Source organism: Pseudomonas sp. GZD-209 (assembly GCF_049310485.1).
In the GTDB taxonomy this organism is placed as follows: Bacteria; Pseudomonadota; Gammaproteobacteria; order Pseudomonadales; family Pseudomonadaceae; genus Aquipseudomonas; species Aquipseudomonas sichuanensis.
On the sequence record NZ_JBMOWQ010000003.1, the window covers coordinates 127,762 to 143,971 of the forward strand.

Annotated in this window: 18 protein-coding genes and 1 pseudogene; 5 read left to right on the plus strand and 14 right to left on the minus strand. The window is 63.9% G+C overall.

Annotated elements, in window-relative coordinates; translation table 11 throughout:
* Positions 1–31 precede the first annotated feature (31 nt).
* From ACO6VM_RS00870 to pnuC, 4 genes are all read right to left on the minus strand, one after another.
* Positions 32–604, minus strand: coding sequence for an adhesin (locus ACO6VM_RS00870; RefSeq protein WP_347150904.1), 573 nt, complete (start codon positions 602–604; stop codon positions 32–34).
* A gap of 1 nt (position 605) precedes the next feature.
* Positions 606–1,043, minus strand: a complete 438-nt coding sequence (locus ACO6VM_RS00875) for a hypothetical protein (protein WP_422402588.1) — start codon at positions 1,041–1,043, stop codon at positions 606–608.
* A gap of 297 nt (positions 1,044–1,340) precedes the next feature.
* Positions 1,341–1,892, minus strand: coding sequence for an AAA family ATPase (locus tag ACO6VM_RS00880; RefSeq protein ID WP_401059162.1), 552 nt, complete (start codon positions 1,890–1,892; stop codon positions 1,341–1,343).
* Entirely contained in the window at positions 1,889–2,455 is a 567-nt protein-coding gene (gene pnuC, locus ACO6VM_RS00885; RefSeq protein WP_347150907.1) for a nicotinamide riboside transporter PnuC, read from the minus strand. Before pnuC ends, ACO6VM_RS00880 begins: the two co-directional genes overlap by 4 nt.
* Positions 2,456–2,639: 184 nt before the next feature.
* On the opposite strand from pnuC, the gene ACO6VM_RS00890 reads away from it, so the two are divergent.
* Positions 2,640–3,896 carry a DUF2599 domain-containing protein gene (locus ACO6VM_RS00890; RefSeq protein WP_401059164.1) on the plus strand — a complete coding sequence of 419 codons (1,257 nt, stop codon included), beginning with the start codon at positions 2,640–2,642 and terminating at the stop codon, positions 3,894–3,896.
* Positions 3,897–4,096: 200 nt separating this feature from the next.
* Here the strand turns inward: ACO6VM_RS00890 and ACO6VM_RS00895 are convergent, their stop codons facing one another.
* Both ACO6VM_RS00895 and ACO6VM_RS00900 read right to left on the minus strand, forming a co-directional pair.
* Positions 4,097–4,831 (minus strand): methyl-accepting chemotaxis protein, encoded by a 735-nt coding sequence (locus tag ACO6VM_RS00895; RefSeq protein WP_390970831.1) that lies wholly within the window; start codon positions 4,829–4,831, stop codon positions 4,097–4,099.
* Positions 4,832–4,969: 138 nt separating this feature from the next.
* A pseudogene (locus tag ACO6VM_RS00900) lies at positions 4,970–5,731 on the minus strand (cache domain-containing protein); the annotation flags it as partial.
* A gap of 297 nt (positions 5,732–6,028) precedes the next feature.
* On the opposite strand from ACO6VM_RS00900, the gene ACO6VM_RS00905 reads away from it, so the two are divergent.
* A complete protein-coding gene (locus ACO6VM_RS00905) occupies positions 6,029–6,859 on the plus strand; it encodes an undecaprenyl-diphosphate phosphatase (protein WP_110994533.1) in 831 nt (276 codons plus the stop codon).
* Entirely contained in the window at positions 6,859–7,281 is a 423-nt protein-coding gene (locus ACO6VM_RS00910; protein WP_401059165.1) for a DUF1294 domain-containing protein, read from the plus strand. Before ACO6VM_RS00905 ends, ACO6VM_RS00910 begins: the two co-directional genes overlap by 1 nt.
* Before the next feature lie 35 nt (positions 7,282–7,316).
* Here the strand turns inward: ACO6VM_RS00910 and ACO6VM_RS00915 are convergent, their stop codons facing one another.
* A complete protein-coding gene (locus ACO6VM_RS00915; protein WP_110994517.1) occupies positions 7,317–7,679 on the minus strand; it encodes an MmcQ/YjbR family DNA-binding protein in 363 nt (120 codons plus the stop codon).
* Positions 7,672–8,574, minus strand: a complete 903-nt coding sequence (locus ACO6VM_RS00920) for a LysR substrate-binding domain-containing protein (protein WP_347150912.1) — start codon at positions 8,572–8,574, stop codon at positions 7,672–7,674. Before ACO6VM_RS00920 ends, ACO6VM_RS00915 begins: the two co-directional genes overlap by 8 nt.
* 132 nt (positions 8,575–8,706) lie before the next feature.
* Here ACO6VM_RS00920 and ACO6VM_RS00925 point away from each other — a divergent pair, with 132 nt between their 5' ends.
* Both ACO6VM_RS00925 and ACO6VM_RS00930 read left to right on the plus strand, forming a co-directional pair.
* Positions 8,707–9,318, plus strand: coding sequence for an FMN-dependent NADH-azoreductase (locus ACO6VM_RS00925; protein ID WP_401059167.1), 612 nt, complete (start codon positions 8,707–8,709; stop codon positions 9,316–9,318).
* Positions 9,319–9,453: 135 nt separating this feature from the next.
* Positions 9,454–10,512, plus strand: a complete 1,059-nt coding sequence (locus tag ACO6VM_RS00930) for an alpha/beta hydrolase family protein (RefSeq protein WP_401059169.1) — start codon at positions 9,454–9,456, stop codon at positions 10,510–10,512.
* Here ACO6VM_RS00930 and ACO6VM_RS00935 read toward each other — a convergent pair.
* The 6 genes from ACO6VM_RS00935 to ACO6VM_RS00960 all read right to left on the minus strand — a co-directional run bounded on the left by ACO6VM_RS00935 (position 10,462) and on the right by ACO6VM_RS00960 (position 16,181).
* On the minus strand, positions 10,462–11,652 hold the full coding sequence (locus ACO6VM_RS00935) for an MFS transporter (RefSeq protein ID WP_401059170.1): 1,191 nt from the start codon (positions 11,650–11,652) through the stop codon (positions 10,462–10,464). The two genes, ACO6VM_RS00930 and ACO6VM_RS00935, sit on opposite strands and share 51 nt — an antisense overlap.
* 202 nt (positions 11,653–11,854) lie before the next feature.
* Positions 11,855–13,441 (minus strand): ABC-F family ATPase, encoded by a 1,587-nt coding sequence (locus ACO6VM_RS00940; protein WP_401059172.1) that lies wholly within the window; start codon positions 13,439–13,441, stop codon positions 11,855–11,857.
* A gap of 20 nt (positions 13,442–13,461) precedes the next feature.
* Positions 13,462–14,586, minus strand: a complete 1,125-nt coding sequence (locus ACO6VM_RS00945; RefSeq protein ID WP_422402589.1) for a tyrosine-type recombinase/integrase — start codon at positions 14,584–14,586, stop codon at positions 13,462–13,464.
* Positions 14,496–14,828 (minus strand): hypothetical protein, encoded by a 333-nt coding sequence (locus tag ACO6VM_RS00950; RefSeq protein ID WP_422402590.1) that lies wholly within the window; start codon positions 14,826–14,828, stop codon positions 14,496–14,498. The genes ACO6VM_RS00945 and ACO6VM_RS00950 overlap by 91 nt, the downstream gene beginning before the upstream one ends.
* A 39-nt stretch (positions 14,829–14,867) precedes the next feature.
* Complete coding sequence (locus ACO6VM_RS00955) at positions 14,868–15,368, minus strand: hypothetical protein (RefSeq protein ID WP_422402591.1); 501 nt, start codon at positions 15,366–15,368, stop codon at positions 14,868–14,870.
* A 48-nt stretch (positions 15,369–15,416) separates the two neighbouring features.
* Positions 15,417–16,181, minus strand: a complete 765-nt coding sequence (locus ACO6VM_RS00960) for a hypothetical protein (protein WP_422402592.1) — start codon at positions 16,179–16,181, stop codon at positions 15,417–15,419.
* Positions 16,182–16,210 lie beyond the last annotated feature (29 nt).

A 16,210-nucleotide genomic window follows, 5' to 3' on the forward strand; every position in this document is an offset into this window, starting at 1 on the left:
TTAGGTTAAGTGTTGTGCTTACCTTTTTGGGTCATTCCGCGACCCGGACGCTTAGGGTGTTGGCCATGCGGTTTCCCACCCCGGCGCTCTGATTCAACTGAATCACCCCACGGCTACCGGTGAATGCCTGGTCGCTGGTGTTGACCTGGCGATAGCCGGGTGCGGAGTCAGTTGCATCGGAGGTGTTGCGCAGCGCCACGTTCTGTTGCAACAGGACGCTGTCATCGAGACTTTGCGGTTGGGCACTGATGCTGATGCGCAGTGCGTTGGCTTGCTGGGTACTGGCGCCGGCGCTCTGGTTCACGCCCAGTACGCCGCTGCCATGGCTGAAGGCATTGCCCTGGATGCTGGCGCGGCTGTCCCTGGCAGGGTCGACCGTGGTCTGCAGGCTCTGGCGGATCTGCGTCGTCGCATTGGCCGAGTGGCCGTTGGCCAGGGCACGGGCGTTGGCTTGTTGCTGGGAGTCGCCGGCCGCCTGGTTGACCGCCATGTTGCCCCGGTACTGGCTGGCGGAACTGTTGATGATGGCGGTGTCGACTACTGGGGATTGGGCGAATGCCGGTGCACTGCAAAGGGTGGCCAGGATCAGCAGCGAATGCCTCATGTCATTGGCCTCGGGTAAGGGCTTGCAGCGGCGCAAGGCCGCGCTGCACGCTGGAGTTGACCATGTTGCCGATGCCGCTGCCGGAGCCGCTGCCACGACCGGCGGCGAGGTTGGGCAACTGGCTCTGGGTACTGATGTTGCCGCCAATGTTGTTGGTCTGCTGGTTGATCAGGGATGAGATGCCCGCGCCACTGCTGATACTGGCGAAATCGCCATCACTGAGCTCGTTGGTCTGCCTGATGATCTGTGCTGACGGGTTGGCATTGGCCGTGGTCGGGGACGGGTCTGGCATCACCGGGGGACGCGTTGCGTTGCGCACCTGCACATCACGGGTGATGACGATGAGGCCGTTATCGGCTTGGGCCACGAGGCTCAGGCTTGCCCCCAGGGTGAAACCGACCAGCAGGAGGCAGGACACGCCTCTGTCGAATTTCCTCACGATGGCTACTCCCTCAATCGAGCGCTGGTCGTTCAGCGTTGCGAGTACAGAGAGCAGAAGCTGTGCCGCTTTTTGTTTTCCGTTGCGAATCAGAGGCTTGTTCGAGCTAACTCGAAAAGCACCGCGAATACTGTGTCAGCACTGAAACAGCGCCCTACCCACAGGTGCCGCAGGCCGCGTAGTACGGGGGATGTGAAGAGATTGTCGGGGAGTGTCTCAGTGCTGACACACTTCCCTCACTTCTGGGCGGCGACCCCCATTTGCGGGGGCTGCGGGGTGGTGGGGTGTATCAGTGCATTAACATTCGGTGGCGCAGGCTGGCACCTGGCCATCGAGCAGCCGCCCCACTGCGGCGAGGGCGGCGGCACTGCGCTGGGGCCAATCGCCCTCGATCACTTGATGGGGCCGTTGCTGTGCCTGCAGCCAATCCAGGCTGTCGGCAAAGAACTGCTGGCGCAGGGCAAGCTCAGGCTGGCAGCGCATGCCATCGCCCACCCAGGCCACACCCTCGGGCCTGAGCAGCAGGTGCAGGTCGTAGTGGCGTGCGTTCAGCGCCTGCTCTATCCAGGGCGGGCAGTCTGCGAACAGCGCGCGGCTCCAGAGGATGTTGCTGAGCAGGTGGGTGTCGAGAATCAGCAGGGACGGCGCCAGCTGGCGCGCCTGATCCTCCCACTGCAGCTGGCCGCGGGCGATTGCAGGGATGTCGGCATAGCAGGTGTCGCGCTGCTCCTGCTCGATGAAATGGCGCACGTACTCACCCACCAGCACGCCACCGAAGTGCGCCTGGATCTCACCGCCGAGCCAGCTCTTGCCGCTGGATTCCGGGCCACACAGCACCAGCGTCTTCATGCGGCCGCCAGCGCCGGGTCGCGGCGCCACTCAAGCCAGCCACGCACGGCGATCAGGGTGAACAAGGCGTACAGTGCGGCGGTGAGGTACAGGCCCTGGTGCAGGAACAGGCCGACGAAGATCACGTCCAGCACTACCCACAGCGCCCAGCATTGCAGGCGTTTTTGCGCCATCCACAGCTGCGCCACCAGGCTGAAGCCGGTCAGCGCTGCATCGAGCCAGGGTTGCTCGCCATCGGTGTAGTGGGTCATGGCCGCGCCCAGCACCAGGCTGGCTGCCAGGCCAGTGGCAAGCCCCTTGAGCATCGGCACCATGGCCAGGCGGGTGACCTGGCGGGCGTCCTCGACCCGGTCCGGGCGGATCCACTGCCACCAGCCGTATAGCTGCAACACCGCGTACACCACCTGTAGAAGCATGTTCGAATACAGCTTCATCCCATAGAAGATCCAGCTGTACAGCACTACCATCACCAGCCCGATCGGCCAGCACCAGGGGTTCTGCTTGACGGTGAGCCAGACGGCGATGACGCCGAGCGCGGCGGCGAAGAGTTCGAGGCCGGACATCGGCGATCCTTGACGGGAATTGAAGTCGGCGATTGTAACCTGCAATAGGGGGGCAATTGGGAGCGATGCACCGACCTGTCATTTTTGCCAGTTTTCTGCACTGGTGTCGCACGCCAAGATGAAGTCACGCACTGGGCCAACCCTGTGCCAGGTCCGGCGACTGACTTCTCTTGGAGCAACGATCATGCTTGGGCGTCCCACACTCGTTTTGACAACCCTTGTGCTCGCAGCCTGTGGTTCGGCGCATTCAGCGGCATTGGCCGCCACATGCGAACAGACGGCAGAACAGCTGCAACAACGTTATGCCCAGACTCCGGCCAATTGCAGCAGTGACTCGGCGCCAGGCTTTCTTTGCTCGGGCGTGGTGCTCAGAGGCACGGAGCCCGCCCCCAGGGATGGCCTCTACAACACGTGGGACGCCGACGCACCCACACGCTTGAACGATGCGGTGTCATACGCATTCCTGCGCAGCGACGCCAACTTCAAGCGTTTGACCAAGGACCATCAGAGCGGCTACACCCTGTACCCCATCATGGCGCTCCAGGCACCTAAACATCGCTACGAAGTGCTGTGCGCATTCCCGGTCGACGGCGGCACGGCTGATCGCAGCGAAGCGGGCTGCGGCACCTTCGCCCAGGCGGCGGACCCCTCGATCGGCCGGTCGTGCCATACACAAGGCATTCTGGATGGGCGTGCCTGGGTTACCCACTATGAACAAAGCACCCAGGGCGATAATCGCAACGCCTGTGGGTTTGCCGTGAATGACGCCCTCAACCAGCAGGCGGTCAGCAACTTCAACGCCGCGCTCCAGGCCATGAGAAACAAGCGCAGCCTGTTTTTCCGTGAGAACGAGCTGCGTATCAAGGATTGGAGTGCCTCGACACCTGTGGCGCAGCTGCCCATCGAGTCCTTCTTCTACATTGCGGGCAACGAGCGAGGCCTGGCCAACGCCAGGCTCGAGCAACATCGCTACTTCACGCAGAGCAAGATCTGGGCACCGATCATTGCCGTGACGCTGCCGCAGTTTCGCAGTGCCAAGGCCCAGTTCGTTTGCCAAAGCAGCGACCAGGCCATCGCCGAGGGCACGTCGGCCCCGATCAACGAGTACGTTCAGTTCGGTGAGTGGGTCAGGCGCGAGGATGTCGGCAGTGAAGGCGTGGAGTGGTCCCTTTCGCTGGAACCGACGCCGTTGGGGCGGCAGCAGAGCACGCCGCAAGGGTACGCCAGGATGTATGCCGAAATACGCCGCAAATATGGCAACGATTACCAGTGGCTGCAGAATGATGGCGGCGGCATGTACCGCCAACTGGTCTGCCACCTGAACATCGCCAGAGACAAGGACCGCTACAACCTCGAACCCTTCAGGCACGATCTGAGCCAAGAAGACTCCGAGAATGCGGGCTGCAATCCGGTACGGATCCTGGGGCAGGGCAAAGGCTAGGGTTCGTATGAAAAGTCGCCGAGCGGCGATCAGGCAAGGCGAAAACAGGCGAGGAACGGCCGGGGTCGCGCTCGACTTGACTGTAGTCAATGAGCATTCTGAGCCTGTTTTCAACGCAGCATGGTCGTCGCGCAGGCACTTTTCCTACAAAGCCTAGCGTGGGCGGGAGGGCCTCCCCGGGTAGGGAGGCCCTGGCGTGTTCAGACCCTGAACTGGCGCAGCAGTTGTTCCAGGTCGCTGCTCAGGCGTGCCAGTGCGACGCCGGAATCGCTGGACTGGCGTGCCGCCTCGGCGGTCTGCTGGGACAGCCCGGCGGTTTCGGTGACGTTGCGGTTGATCTCTTCCACCACATGGGACTGCTGCAGGGTGGCGCTGGCGATCGAGGCGTTGAGTGCGCCCAGGTTGTTCAGGGCATGGCTGATGGCATCCAGGCTGGTGCCGGCTTCGCGGGCCTGCTCGACGGTCTGGCGCGAGGCCTCGCTGCTGGTGTCGATGGCCTTGACCGCAGCCTCGGACTGCCCCTGCAGGTGTTCGATCATGGTCTGGATCTCGGCAGTGGACTGGGCCGTGCGCTGCGCCAGCAGGCGCACCTCGTCGGCGACCACGGCAAAACCACGGCCCTGCTCGCCGGCACGGGCAGCCTCGATGGCGGCGTTGAGGGCGAGCAGGTTGGTCTGTTCGGCAATGGCGCGGATCACTTCCAGCACGCCGCCGATCTTGGTGCTGTGGCTGGCCAGCTCGCGGATCACCTGGACCGCCTGCTCGATGGTCGCCGAGAGCCGGTCGATCTGCTGCAGGCTGCCATGGATCGCCTGCTGGCCATGGCCGACCTGCTGCTGCGCGTCGCGCATCTCGCTGGCGGCCTGTTCGGCGTGCTTGGCCACGTCGTGCACGGCGTAGCTGACTTCGTTGATCGCGGTGGCTACCTGGTCCATCTGCAGCGACTGCTGGGTGCTGCGCGCCTGGGCGGCACCGGCGTTGTCGCCGACATGCCCCGCCGACTCGGCGAGGGCATGGGCGGCGCCCTGCAACTGGCCGACCACACCCTGCAGCTTGCCGTTGAAACGGTTGAAGTGCTCGCCCAGATGGGTGATTTCGTCGCGGCCGTGGGTGTCCAGGCGGCGGGTCAGGTCGCTCTCGCCGCTGGCGATGTTGCCCATCGCCTGCACCGCCTCCTGCAGCGGGCGGGCGATGCTGCGGGCAATCAGCATGACCACCAGGGCCATCAACAGGGCGATACCCAGGCCGACCAGGGACGCGTCGCGCAGCTGGCGGGCGAACTCGGCCTGCACGTCGTCGATGTAGACGCCCGAGCCGATGACCCAGCCCCACGGCTCGAACAGTTGTATGTAGGAGGTCTTGGCCACCGGCTCGCTGGCGCCGGGCTTGGGCCAGCGGTAGTCGACCGGGCCGGCGCCCTGGGCACGGGCCAGCTTGACCATTTCGTTGAACACGGCAAACCCGTCGGGGTCGCGGATGGCCGAGAGGTCCTGGCCATCGAGCTTGGGGTTGGCCGGGTGCATGATCATCTTTGGTTGCAGGTCGTTGATCCAGAAGTAGTCGCTCTGGTCGTAACGCAGCCCGCGCACCACTTGCAGGGCCTGACGCTGGGCGGCTTCGCGGCTGAGTGTGCCGGCGGCCTCCAGGCCCTGGTAGTGCGCCAGCACGCCTGCGGCGGTCTGCACCACATGGCGGGTTTTCTCGGCCTTGGCCTGGTACAGATCGCCATGGATCTGGCGCAGCATCAGCAACCCCAGCACCAACAGCATGGCCACGGCCACCAACAGGATCAGCCACAGGCGGCGGCTGATCGACATCGACCTCAGGGTCTTCATGATGCGTTACTCCGGTCTTGTTCTTTTTATCGAAAGCATCCAAGCATGCTTTGCCGCCAAGCCCCACACGACCAACGGCTAAGTGCGCAGTGCGCGCGATCCGTGTTGCAGGTAACGCAAGCCTTGAACCAAGGGCTCTGCTAGGATTTCGGCCGTGCCAGATGAAACCTTTAGGCCGCTGGGCATTTGTGCTGGCGTTGCCACTGCTGTCGCTGTAAAACAGCCGCGCCGCGTGCGGCAACTACGTGCAAATCACTACAAGCGGCCCGCCAGGAGCGGTGCTGCATCGGGGGAATGATGGATTTTTGGAGTGCCTTGCAGGCAATCATCTTGGGCGTTGTCGAGGGCCTGACGGAGTTCTTGCCGATTTCAAGCACCGGGCACCAGATCATCGTCGCCGACCTGATCGGTTTCGGTGGTGAGCGCGCCATGGCGTTCAACATCATCATCCAGTTGGGCGCAATCCTCGCGGTGGTCTGGGAATTCCGGCGCAAGATCTTCGACGTGGTGCTGGGCCTGCCCACCCAAGCACCGGCACGGCGCTTCACCGCCAACCTGCTGATCGCCTTCATGCCGGCGGTGGTGCTGGGGGTGCTGTTCGCCGACTTGATCCACAAGTACCTGTTCAACCCCATTACCGTGGCTGCGGCCCTGGTGGTCGGTGGGGTGATCATGCTCTGGGCCGAGCGCCGCCAGCACCGTATCGAGGTGGACCATGTCGATGACATGAGCTGGCACCACGCGCTGAAGATCGGTTTCGTCCAGTGCCTGGCGATGATCCCGGGCACGTCGCGTTCCGGCTCGACCATCATCGGCGGCTTGCTGTTCGGCCTGTCGCGCAAGGCGGCCACCGAGTTCTCGTTTTTCCTGGCCATGCCGACCATGGTCGGTGCGGCGGTGTACTCGGGTTACAAGTACCGTGAGCTGTTCCAGCCTGGCGACCTGCCGGTGTTCGCCCTGGGCTTCGTGGTGTCGTTCATCTTCGCCATGATCGCCGTGCGCGCGCTGCTCAAGTTCATCGCCAACCACAGTTACGCCGCGTTCGCCTGGTACCGCATCGCCTTTGGTCTGCTGATCCTGGCCACCTGGGAGTTCGGCTGGGTCGACTGGTCGACGGCGCACGGCTGATGGCGCGTCCGCAAACCGCTGCCCGTGGCGAGGCCCAGGGCGTACGCAATCCACGCCTGAAGCTGCTGGGCCTGGCCGGGCTTTGTTTGCTGCCGATATTGGGCGGCTTGCAGATGGGCTTGAGCGGGCGGTCGTGGCTGCCATTGGCGCTGTACCCGCTGGTGAGCCTGGTGAGCCTGCTGCTGTACTGGCAGGACAAGCAGCAGGCGCGCAACCAGGCCTGGCGCACCCCGGAGAAAGTGCTGCATGCCAGCGAGCTGCTCGGTGGCTGGCCTGGTGCGCTGCTGGCCCAGCAGCTGTTTCGGCACAAGACCCGTAAGTTGTCCTATCAGCTGGTGTTCTGGGGCATCGTCGTGCTGCACCAGGTGTTCTGGTTCGATCACCTGGTGCGGGGTGGGCGCGGGCTGGGGCAGTTGCTGTAGGTAGCCCTCGCAGCGGCTTGCCCCGCGCTGCAGCGTCAATCCAGCAACAACCCCACCTGCGTGCGCTTGGGCAGGCGCCGCACCACCAACTGGTGCGAGCGGCGCAGCAGGTCACACAGCTCGTCACGGCCCACGGGGTAGGGCGCAACCATGCTGACCCACTTCGCCCGTGCCAGATAAGGCGCCGGGCGAATCCCCGGGCGGTCGCAGTAGCCCAGGAACAGGTCGTCGGCCACCTTGAACGACAAGCCGGCACCGCCCAGGTCTGCGACGGCGAACATCTTGTTGCCGGCCACCGAAAACACCCGGATCCCGCCCCATTTGTAATCCTCGCGCGCGCCGGGCAATGCCAGGCAGAACTGCGCGATCTGTTCCTCGGTCATCCTTTTCTCAGACATAACGCTCTCCACAGGCTTCGAACGAAATCGCCAGGTGATCGATCCACGCCCGCACCGCCGGTAGCAGGCCGCGTCGGTGCGGATACACCGCCTGCAGGTAGCCGCCGGGCAGCGACCAATCCGGCAGCAGGCGCACCAGTTCGCCACGTGCCAGCTCTTCCTCGCAGAACATGCTCGGCAGCGCGGTGAAGCCCAGGCCGGCACGCACGGCAGCGTTGCGCACGACGAAGTCATCGATGGCCAGGCGTGGCTCCAGGGCCAACTCCTGCTGGCGGCCGTCCGGCCCGTGCAGGCGCAGGTGCACCAGCCGGTCGGCCTCGGCGGCGCCCAGCACCGGCAGGCTGGCAAGCTCGGCGGGCTCGCGGATATGGTCGGCAAAACCCGGTGCGGCCACCAGTTGCATCTGCGCCTGACGCAGGCGGCGGGTGACCAGGGCCGGGTCTTCGTCACCCAGGTCACGCACGCGCAGGGCCACGTCGATGCCTTCGGAAATCAGGTCGACCCGGCGGTTGAGCAGTACCATGTCCAGCTGCACCAGCGGGTACTGGGCCAGGAAGCGGCTGATCACCTCGGGCAGGAAGGCATGGGCCAGGGCCACCGGGCAGGACACCCGCAGCCGCCCACGGGGTTCGCTGGACATGCTGGCCACCACTTCATCGGCCATCTCCGCCTCCAGCAGCATTGCCTGGCAATGGTGCAGGTAGCGTTCACCCACGGCGGTCAGCTTCAATTGCCGCGTGGTGCGTTGCAGCAGGCGGGTGCCCAGGCGTTCTTCCAGTTCGGCGATACGCCGTGACAGGCGCGACTTGGGGATGCCCAGCTGGCGACCGGCCGCGGCGAAACCGCCGGCTTCGACCACCTGGGCGAAATAGAAGAGGTCGTTGAGGTCTTGCATGGGCATTCTCACTGTTCTACCAGTGGGACAAACTAGCGCATTTTTGCTGCCTTATCAGCTATTCGCTGTTTCGATAGGATTCTCCCCATCGTGATCGCCCACCACTGCGGTCTTCATTCACAGGAGAGTCCCATGAAACTGTTGCACATCGATTCGAGCATTCTGGGCGACAATTCCGCCTCCCGTCAGCTGAGCCGCGAAGTGGTCGACGCCTGGAAAGCCGCCGACCCGAGCATCGAAGTGGTCTACCGTGACCTGGCTGCCGACGCCATCAGCCACTTCTCCGCCGCCACCCTGGTGGCTGCCGGTACCCCGCAGGACCTGCGTGACGCCGCCCAGGCCCACGAAGCTCAACTGAGCGCCGAAACCCTGGAAGAGTTCCTTGCCGCCGACGCGGTGGTGATCGCTGCACCGATGTACAACTTCAGCGTGCCGACCCAGCTCAAGGCCTGGATCGACCGCATCGCCGTGGCCGGCAAGACCTTCCGCTACACCGAAGCCGGCCCTGAAGGCCTGTGCGGCGACAAGAAGGTGATCCTGGTGTCCACCGCCGGCGGCCTGCACCAGGGCCAGCCAACCGGTGTTGGCCATGAAGACTTCCTCAACGTCTTCCTTGGCTTCATCGGCATCACCGATGTCGAAACCGTCCGTGCCCACGGCCTGGCCTACGGCCCTGAGCACCGTGCCAAGGCCATCGATGCGGCCCAGGCGCAGATCGCCGGCGAGCTGTTCGCTGCCGCCTGATCAGCCGAGTCACGACAAAGCCGATCGTCGCCTTGAGCGCCGATCGGCTTTTTTTCATTCAGTTTTCATGTAGCTGTGCTTGGCCGGGTTCTATGCTGGCGAAATACGTCCGCCCGGCCACGGGAGCGCCCCTGCATGACTCCGTTTCGTACCCTGTTGGCCATCGCCCTGTTCGGTGGCCTGCTGGCCCAGGCCAACGCGGCAACCTGGGTCGCCGGCCTGCACCGGCTCACCCTGGCCGACCCAGTGGACCGCAGGCCCATGCAGGCGCTGGTGTTCTACCCCTCCAACGGCGAGGCGCAGCCTGTGCGTATCGAGGGCTATCAGACCCGCGTTGCCCAGGACGCACCTGTGGCCATGGGTCGCTTCCCGTTGTTGGTGATCTCCCACGGCAATACCGGCAGCCCCATGGCCCTGCACGACCTGGCCAACGGCTTGGCACGCCAAGGCTTCGTGGTGGTGGCGGTGATCCACCCGGGCGACAACAGCCGCGATCGTAGCCGCCTCGGGACGCTCAGTAACCTCTATGGCCGGCCGCTGCAGGTCAGCGCGGCGATCACGGCCGCACGCGCCGATACACTGGTCGGCCCCTATCTGAATGACGGCAAAGTCGGGGTGATCGGTTATTCGGCCGGCGGCGAGACGGCGCTGATCCTGTCTGGCGCGCAACCCGACCTTGATCGCCTGCGCCGTTACTGCCAGCAACGCCCCAACGACGCCGACGCCTGCAAGACCCATGGTGTGCTGATTGCCGACCACAGCGAACTGGAGCCACGGGCCGATGCGCGGGTAGGCGCGGTGATGCTGATGGCGCCCCTGAGCCTGATGTTCGGCCGCCACGCCCTGGCCGGGGTGCATGTGCCGGCGCTGATCTACAGCGGCGACTCGGACCAGTTGCTGGCCCTGGAGCACAATGCCGATGCCCTGGCGCGCAAGCTGCCGCAGACGCCGGACTACCGGTTGCTGGCCGGGGCCGGGCATTTCGTGTTCATGGCGCCGTGCGACGACGAGCAACACCTGCGCATGCCGGTGCTGTGCAAGGATGCCGACGGTGTCGACCGCCGGCATATCCACCGCTCGCTGCGCAGCGAAACCACGGCCTTCTTCAGCCAGGCACTGGGCGCGCCCGAGCCTGCCGAGCGATCAGCCGCGCTGGGCGCGTCGGGCCAGCAGCAGCGTCAGGCCAACCCCTGACAAGGCGAGCAGGGCGGCGACGGCGAAGATCGAGGCGTAGCCCAGCTGTATCGCCACCGCGCCCATCAGTGGGCCGGCAATGGCCAGCGCCAGGTCGAAGAACACCGCATAGGCACCCAGCCCGGCACCTCGGCTGCTGCTGGGCACCTGCCTGATCGCCTCGACGCCCAGCGCCGGGTACACCAGCGACAGGCCGAAGCCGGTCAGCCCTGCGCCGACCATCGCCCACAGCGGCGACGGCGCCTGCCACAGCAAGGCCAGCCCCAGCACCTCGGTGGCCATGCAGGTAATCGCCACGTTGTAGCCACCGAAGCGGTTGACCGCGTTGACGAACAGCAGTCGCGAAACGATGAAGCACAGGCCGAACGCGCTCAGGCACAACGCAGCACCCGTCCAGCCGCGCTCCAGGTAATAAAGGGTGACGAAGGTGGTCAGGGTGCCATAGCCGATCGACGCCAGGGTCAAGCCCAGGCCGCAAGGCGCCACGCGGCCGAACGCCGACCAGAAGGGCAGGCGCTCGCCGCGCACCACCACCACGTCCGGGCGCTTGCGCAGCGCCAGCAACGCGCCCAATGCCAGCACCAGCAACGCCGGCCCCAATATCCAGAATCCCTGTGTATCCACCAACAGCACACCGACCGGTGCACCGATGGCGATGGCGCCGTAGGAGGCGATGCCGTTCCACGAAATCACCCGCGCGGTATGCTCCGGCCCCACCTGGCCAATCCCCCAGCTCAACGTCGCCACCCCGATCAAGCCTTGGGCGATGCCCAGCAGCAGGCGCCCGCCGAGCAACAGCAGCAGGCTCAGCCAGGGCAGGGCGAGGGTCCAGGCCGAGAGCAGGGTGAGCACGCCGCAGCCGGCGATGCCAAACAACCCATAGCGAATCGCCCGCTTGCCGCCCAGGGTGTCGGCGACCCGCCCGGCAAAGGGCCGGCTGAGCAGGGTGGCGAGGTATTGCAGGCCGATGGTCAGGCCGGCGACCACTGCGCCGTAGCCAAGTTGGTCGTGGACATGGCTGGGCAGCACTGCGATCGGCAGGCCGATGCAGAGGAAGGCGATGAAGGTATAGAAGACGATGGCGAGGATTTGCAGGGTGATGCTTGAGGTGTCGCCGGGGGATGGCTGTTGCGCGGTCATGGGCACGTTCGCGGGTAGGCGGTTGGGCGTACCGGCATCATGGCCGTTGTGTGAGGGAAAAGAAAGCAGGCTAACGAATTATTCGTTGAGCGATGCGCACAGGAACATCGCGGGGCAAGTCGCAGCGGCGCACCGCCGCTCCCACGCTGGTAGCACGTGGGAGCGGGCTTGCCCCGCGATGATTCAGCTGACGGTGTTCAGCTCAGACCACCACGCCCTGGCTACGCAGGTAGTCGTCGTAGGTGCCGCTGAAGTCCACGGTACCTTCGGGGGTCAGCTCGATGATGCGGGTGGCCAGCGACGACACGAACTCACGGTCGTGGCTGACGAACAGCAGGGTGCCCGGGTAGTTTTCCAGCGCCAGGTTCAGCGCCTCGATCGATTCCATGTCCAGGTGGTTGGTCGGCTCGTCCATCACCAGTACGTTGGGCTTTTGCAGAATCAGCTTGCCGAACAGCATGCGGCCCTGCTCACCACCGGAAATCACCTTCACCGACTTGAGGATCTCGTCGTTGGAGAACAGCATGCGGCCGAGGGTGCCGCGGATCACCTGTTCACCGCTGGTCCACTGGCCCATCCAGTCGAACAGGCTCACGTCCTCTTCGAAGTCATGGGCGTGGTCCTGAGCGTAGTAGCCCACTTCGGCGCTGTCGGTCCACTTCACTTCGCCCTTGTCCGGGGTCATTTCACCGACCAGGGTGCGCAGCAGGGTGGTCTTGCCGATACCGTTGGGGCCGATGATCGCCACGCGCTCGCCGGCCTCGATGGTGAAGCTGAAGTCCTTGAACAGCACCTTGTCGTCGAAGGCCTTGGCCATTTTCTCGACAATCACTGCCTGGCGGTGCAGTTTTTTCGTTTGTTCGAAGCGGATGAACGGGCTCACGCGGCTCGACGGCTTGACCTCGGCCAGCTGGATCTTGTCGATCTGCTTGGCCCGCGAGGTGGCCTGCTTGGCTTTCGAGGCGTTGGCCGAGAAGCGGCTGACGAAGGTCTGCAGTTCGGCGATCTGGGCTTTCTTCTTGGCGTTGTCCGACAGCAGCTGCTCGCGCGACTGAGTGGCGGCAGTCATGTACTCGTCGTAGTTGCCCGGGAACAGGCGCAGCTCACCGTAGTCCAGGTCGGCCATGTGGGTGCAGACGCTGTTGAGGAAGTGACGGTCGTGGGAAATGATGATCATGGTGCTGTTACGCGCCGTGAGGATCGTTTCCAGCCAGCGGATGGTGTTGATGTCCAGGTGGTTGGTCGGTTCGTCCAGCAGCAGCACGTCCGGGTCCGAGAACAGCGCCTGGGCCAGCAGCACGCGCAGCTTCCAGCCCGGCGCTACTTCGCTCATCGGGCCGAAGTGCTGTTCCAGCGGGATACCCAGGCCCAGCAGCAGCTCGCCGGCGCGGGATTCGGCGGTGTAGCCGTCCATCTCGGCGAATTCGGTTTCCAGCTCGGCGACGGCCATGCCGTCCTCTTCGGTCATTTCTGGCAGCGAGTAGATGCGATCGCGCTCGGCCTTGACCTTCCACAGCTGCTCGTGGCCCATGATCACGGTGTCGATCACGGTGAATTCTTCGTAGGCGAACTGGTCCTGGCGCAGTTTACCCAGGCGCGTGTTCGGCTCGAGCATCACCTGGCCGCCGGACGGATCCAGGTCACCGCCGAGGATCTTCATGAAGGTCGACTTGCCGCAGCCGTTGGCGCCGATCAGGCCGTAGCGGTTGCCGTTGTTGAATTTGACCGAGACGTTTTCGAACAGCGGCTTGGCGCCGAATTGCATGGTGATGTTAGCGGTGGAGATCAAGGAGCTTACCTATCAATAACTTACGTGGCTTCGTCGCAGCTACGGACCAATTTCGGACCAATCTGGAGCTTTTGCAGCTCCTGCCAGTCGTTGGACGAGTTGATCCAACGTGCATACGTCGATAAGAGCATCTGCACGCTGTGCCCGAGCTGTTGGGCGATAAATGCGGGGTTGAGACCAGACATTAAGCATATTGTCGCATAGGTGTGGCGGCAGTTATACGGGGGGCGATATCTGACCCCCAAACCCTTGAGGATTGGGCGCCACTGGTGGTGCAGATCCGAGGTCTGCTTGACGTGCTCCCCATTTTTACCGGGCGGGAAGACGAACGGCGACTCGGTGAACTGCCCTTTGCCCTGTTTCCGGCGCTCCGCATACTGCTTGGCGAACTCCAGCGCGTGCAGTGCTCGTTCGTTGAGCAGTACGAAGCGATCCCTTCCGGTCTTCGTCCGCTCCTCAACCACCCCTAGCGCAATCGTCCGCCGCACGTGAATGGTCTTATTCACCGTGTCGACCGTGTCCCAGCGCAATGCCAGACCTTCGGACAGCCGCAGGCCGGTGAAGAACATGAACTCGAAGAACGCAGCGTAGATCTGGCTAGGCCAGTGCTTGTGCTTGTATAGCTCGGCAATGATCGTGTTGGCCTCTTCCAGGGTGAACGGGTCAACCTCTTTTCGTGAGCGTGCTGGCAGCTGGATGGCTTCAGCCGGGTTTCGGGTGATCAATCCGTCTAGCACCGCAGAGCGGAGGATGGTCGACAGCTTGATCATCGCGTTGCGCTTCACTGAGGGCGAGGCCCATTCGGTCGAGGCGACGATCCGGCGGAGAAGTGTGGAGGTGATCAGGTCGATGCGCACCAATGCGAGATGCGGAACCCAATAAAGGTTGAGGGTGCCCTTGTAGTTCAACCTGGTGCCTGCAGCGATCTCACGGCTGTCCAGCCACAGCTGCGCGTATTCACCGAACGTAGGAACCCCCCCCACGACAGCGGCGGAGCTAGGGAACAGTTCCGCATACTTGTCGTGGTCGAGTAGGTTGAGCTTGATCAGGCTGTTTACTTTATCGCGAAGCTGGGATGCAGCCTTGATGCCTTTTTGTGTCGGGGGGTAGGGAAGGGTTTCACTTCGGCGAGTACCTTCCCACATGAACCTGAGCCGGAGCGAGCCATAGTGGACGTCGATACCAGGGGGTAAATCCATTGGCTTTCCAGCCATTCGTCGTACCTCTTCTTGCTGTAGATGATTCGGCCGCCATGCTTCATCCAGACGCCCTCGGGGATCGCTCCGCGCAGGCGCCGGCCTTCCAGGGCGCGTTTTGTGCAGCCGAGCAGGTCGGCCATTTTCTGTTCGGTGACTTTGTCGACGTCACCGGCGTTTCCGGTTTCCATGGGATGGTCTCCACGCCGCCGGTGGCGGCAGGTTGGTGGTCAGGTGGATGCTCGAGCCGCTTTGGCGTGGCCGACGCAAACACGAAGGGGCTCGCCCCGCTCATCCAGTTCGGCGTGACACATGAAGCCCTTGCGGTCATGCGCCATGAATTCGGCGTCGCTGGTGGTGATGGGTGACTGATTGGCAATGGACCCCAAGCGATAAGCGCAGCCGTGACATGCGCCGTCTGGGTTGCACTTGTTGGCGATCTGTACGCCTTGGCAGGCGCCGAAGATGGTCGGCAGATTTACGCTGTCGAACTTGTCTGGGTGCACACCGCATTCATGGATGAGGACCATATCGCTCATCTCGCGGCAGTTGGCAGCCACTGAGTTGGCCATACCTATGAACTGAGCCAGGATCTCTACTAGCTTTTCGGCGCCGTACTGATCGAGCAGGGCCTGGATCATTGCGCGCCGCGCGTTAAGGCCATGCTGGCCAATGCCGGCGATTAGCAGCGCGTCGTCAGGCGATATGCTGTATTCGGTATTTTCGGGCATGGGTCATCCTCGCCCGCGCGCGGCGGGCTTGAGTTGTAGGGGGAGGGGTTAGGCTTTGGCGATGATGTCGGCTTCGGCCAGCTCGCAGAAGAACGAGCAGGCTGGCAGTTTCTCGTTGCGGCGCACTGGGCCATCGCCCAGGTCGCGGAGCGAAAAGCGAACGTTGGTGGCGCGATTGCGGAACAGGTAGGAGCCTTCGCCTAGATCGTCCTGAATTGCGCACAGCGCCTCGAACTGCTCAGGGAAATCCTCCCGGATCGCCCGGAAGTAGCCTTCACCGCCCTTCACGCATCCGATGCAGTTGGCGTTGTCGTAGCCCATCCGGTACATCAGCGGCAGCTCGATGCCGGCGCGAAGCAGGATGGCCTTACAGTCGTCCTTGCCCAAGCCGCGGTCGATCAGTGGGGCGACCACTGGGCGGTCGGGGTTCCGCTCCCGGAAGTCCTCCAGGCGGTCGGCCTCCTCTGCGGTGTAACCGAACACCATCACGTCGCCGGGCTGCTTCCAGGTGTCGAGCAAGCGCCGCTTGAGGATCTTGGTGCACGGGGCTCCGGTTCGGCCTTTCATATAGCGCTCGCGGCGGAACACCTCATGAGCGTCGGCGCCGTACTTCTCATCGCGCAGGACTGTGATCGGCTGGCTGAACCATGCCTCGCAATCGGCTGCGAACCGGCGGTTGTCTTCATGCTCGTTGGCCAGGAACGCGTTGATGATCTGGAGCTCGTGAGTGCTGCCGTACTCCGCCAGGGCCAGCTTGGTAGCAACCGCCGACGCGGCGCCGCAGCTGAACTGGCAGACTATCCTGGCGCTCATCGCGGCCCCCTGTAGATCAGGCAGGCCAT

What these genes read in the sequence shown, in the direction of transcription:
- ACO6VM_RS00870 (WP_347150904.1), bottom strand. Translation starts at nt 604, where the DNA reads ATGAGGCATTCGCTGCTGATCCTGGCCACCCTTTGCAGTGCACCGGCA.
- ACO6VM_RS00880 (WP_401059162.1), bottom strand. Translation starts at nt 1,892, where the DNA reads ATGAAGACGCTGGTGCTGTGTGGCCCGGAATCCAGCGGCAAGAGCTGG.
- pnuC (WP_347150907.1), bottom strand. Translation starts at nt 2,455, where the DNA reads ATGTCCGGCCTCGAACTCTTCGCCGCCGCGCTCGGCGTCATCGCCGTC.
- ACO6VM_RS00890 (WP_401059164.1), top strand. Translation starts at nt 2,640, where the DNA reads ATGCTTGGGCGTCCCACACTCGTTTTGACAACCCTTGTGCTCGCAGCC.
- ACO6VM_RS00895 (WP_390970831.1), bottom strand. Translation starts at nt 4,831, where the DNA reads ATGGACCAGGTAGCCACCGCGATCAACGAAGTCAGCTACGCCGTGCAC.
- ACO6VM_RS00905 (WP_110994533.1), top strand. Translation starts at nt 6,029, where the DNA reads ATGGATTTTTGGAGTGCCTTGCAGGCAATCATCTTGGGCGTTGTCGAG.
- ACO6VM_RS00910 (WP_401059165.1), top strand. Translation starts at nt 6,859, where the DNA reads ATGGCGCGTCCGCAAACCGCTGCCCGTGGCGAGGCCCAGGGCGTACGC.
- ACO6VM_RS00915 (WP_110994517.1), bottom strand. Translation starts at nt 7,679, where the DNA reads ATGTCTGAGAAAAGGATGACCGAGGAACAGATCGCGCAGTTCTGCCTG.
- ACO6VM_RS00920 (WP_347150912.1), bottom strand. Translation starts at nt 8,574, where the DNA reads ATGCAAGACCTCAACGACCTCTTCTATTTCGCCCAGGTGGTCGAAGCC.
- ACO6VM_RS00925 (WP_401059167.1), top strand. Translation starts at nt 8,707, where the DNA reads ATGAAACTGTTGCACATCGATTCGAGCATTCTGGGCGACAATTCCGCC.
- ACO6VM_RS00930 (WP_401059169.1), top strand. Translation starts at nt 9,454, where the DNA reads ATGACTCCGTTTCGTACCCTGTTGGCCATCGCCCTGTTCGGTGGCCTG.
- ACO6VM_RS00935 (WP_401059170.1), bottom strand. Translation starts at nt 11,652, where the DNA reads ATGACCGCGCAACAGCCATCCCCCGGCGACACCTCAAGCATCACCCTG.
- ACO6VM_RS00945 (WP_422402589.1), bottom strand. Translation starts at nt 14,586, where the DNA reads ATGTGGGAAGGTACTCGCCGAAGTGAAACCCTTCCCTACCCCCCGACA.
- ACO6VM_RS00950 (WP_422402590.1), bottom strand. Translation starts at nt 14,828, where the DNA reads ATGGAAACCGGAAACGCCGGTGACGTCGACAAAGTCACCGAACAGAAA.
- ACO6VM_RS00955 (WP_422402591.1), bottom strand. Translation starts at nt 15,368, where the DNA reads ATGCCCGAAAATACCGAATACAGCATATCGCCTGACGACGCGCTGCTA.
- ACO6VM_RS00960 (WP_422402592.1), bottom strand. Translation starts at nt 16,181, where the DNA reads ATGAGCGCCAGGATAGTCTGCCAGTTCAGCTGCGGCGCCGCGTCGGCG.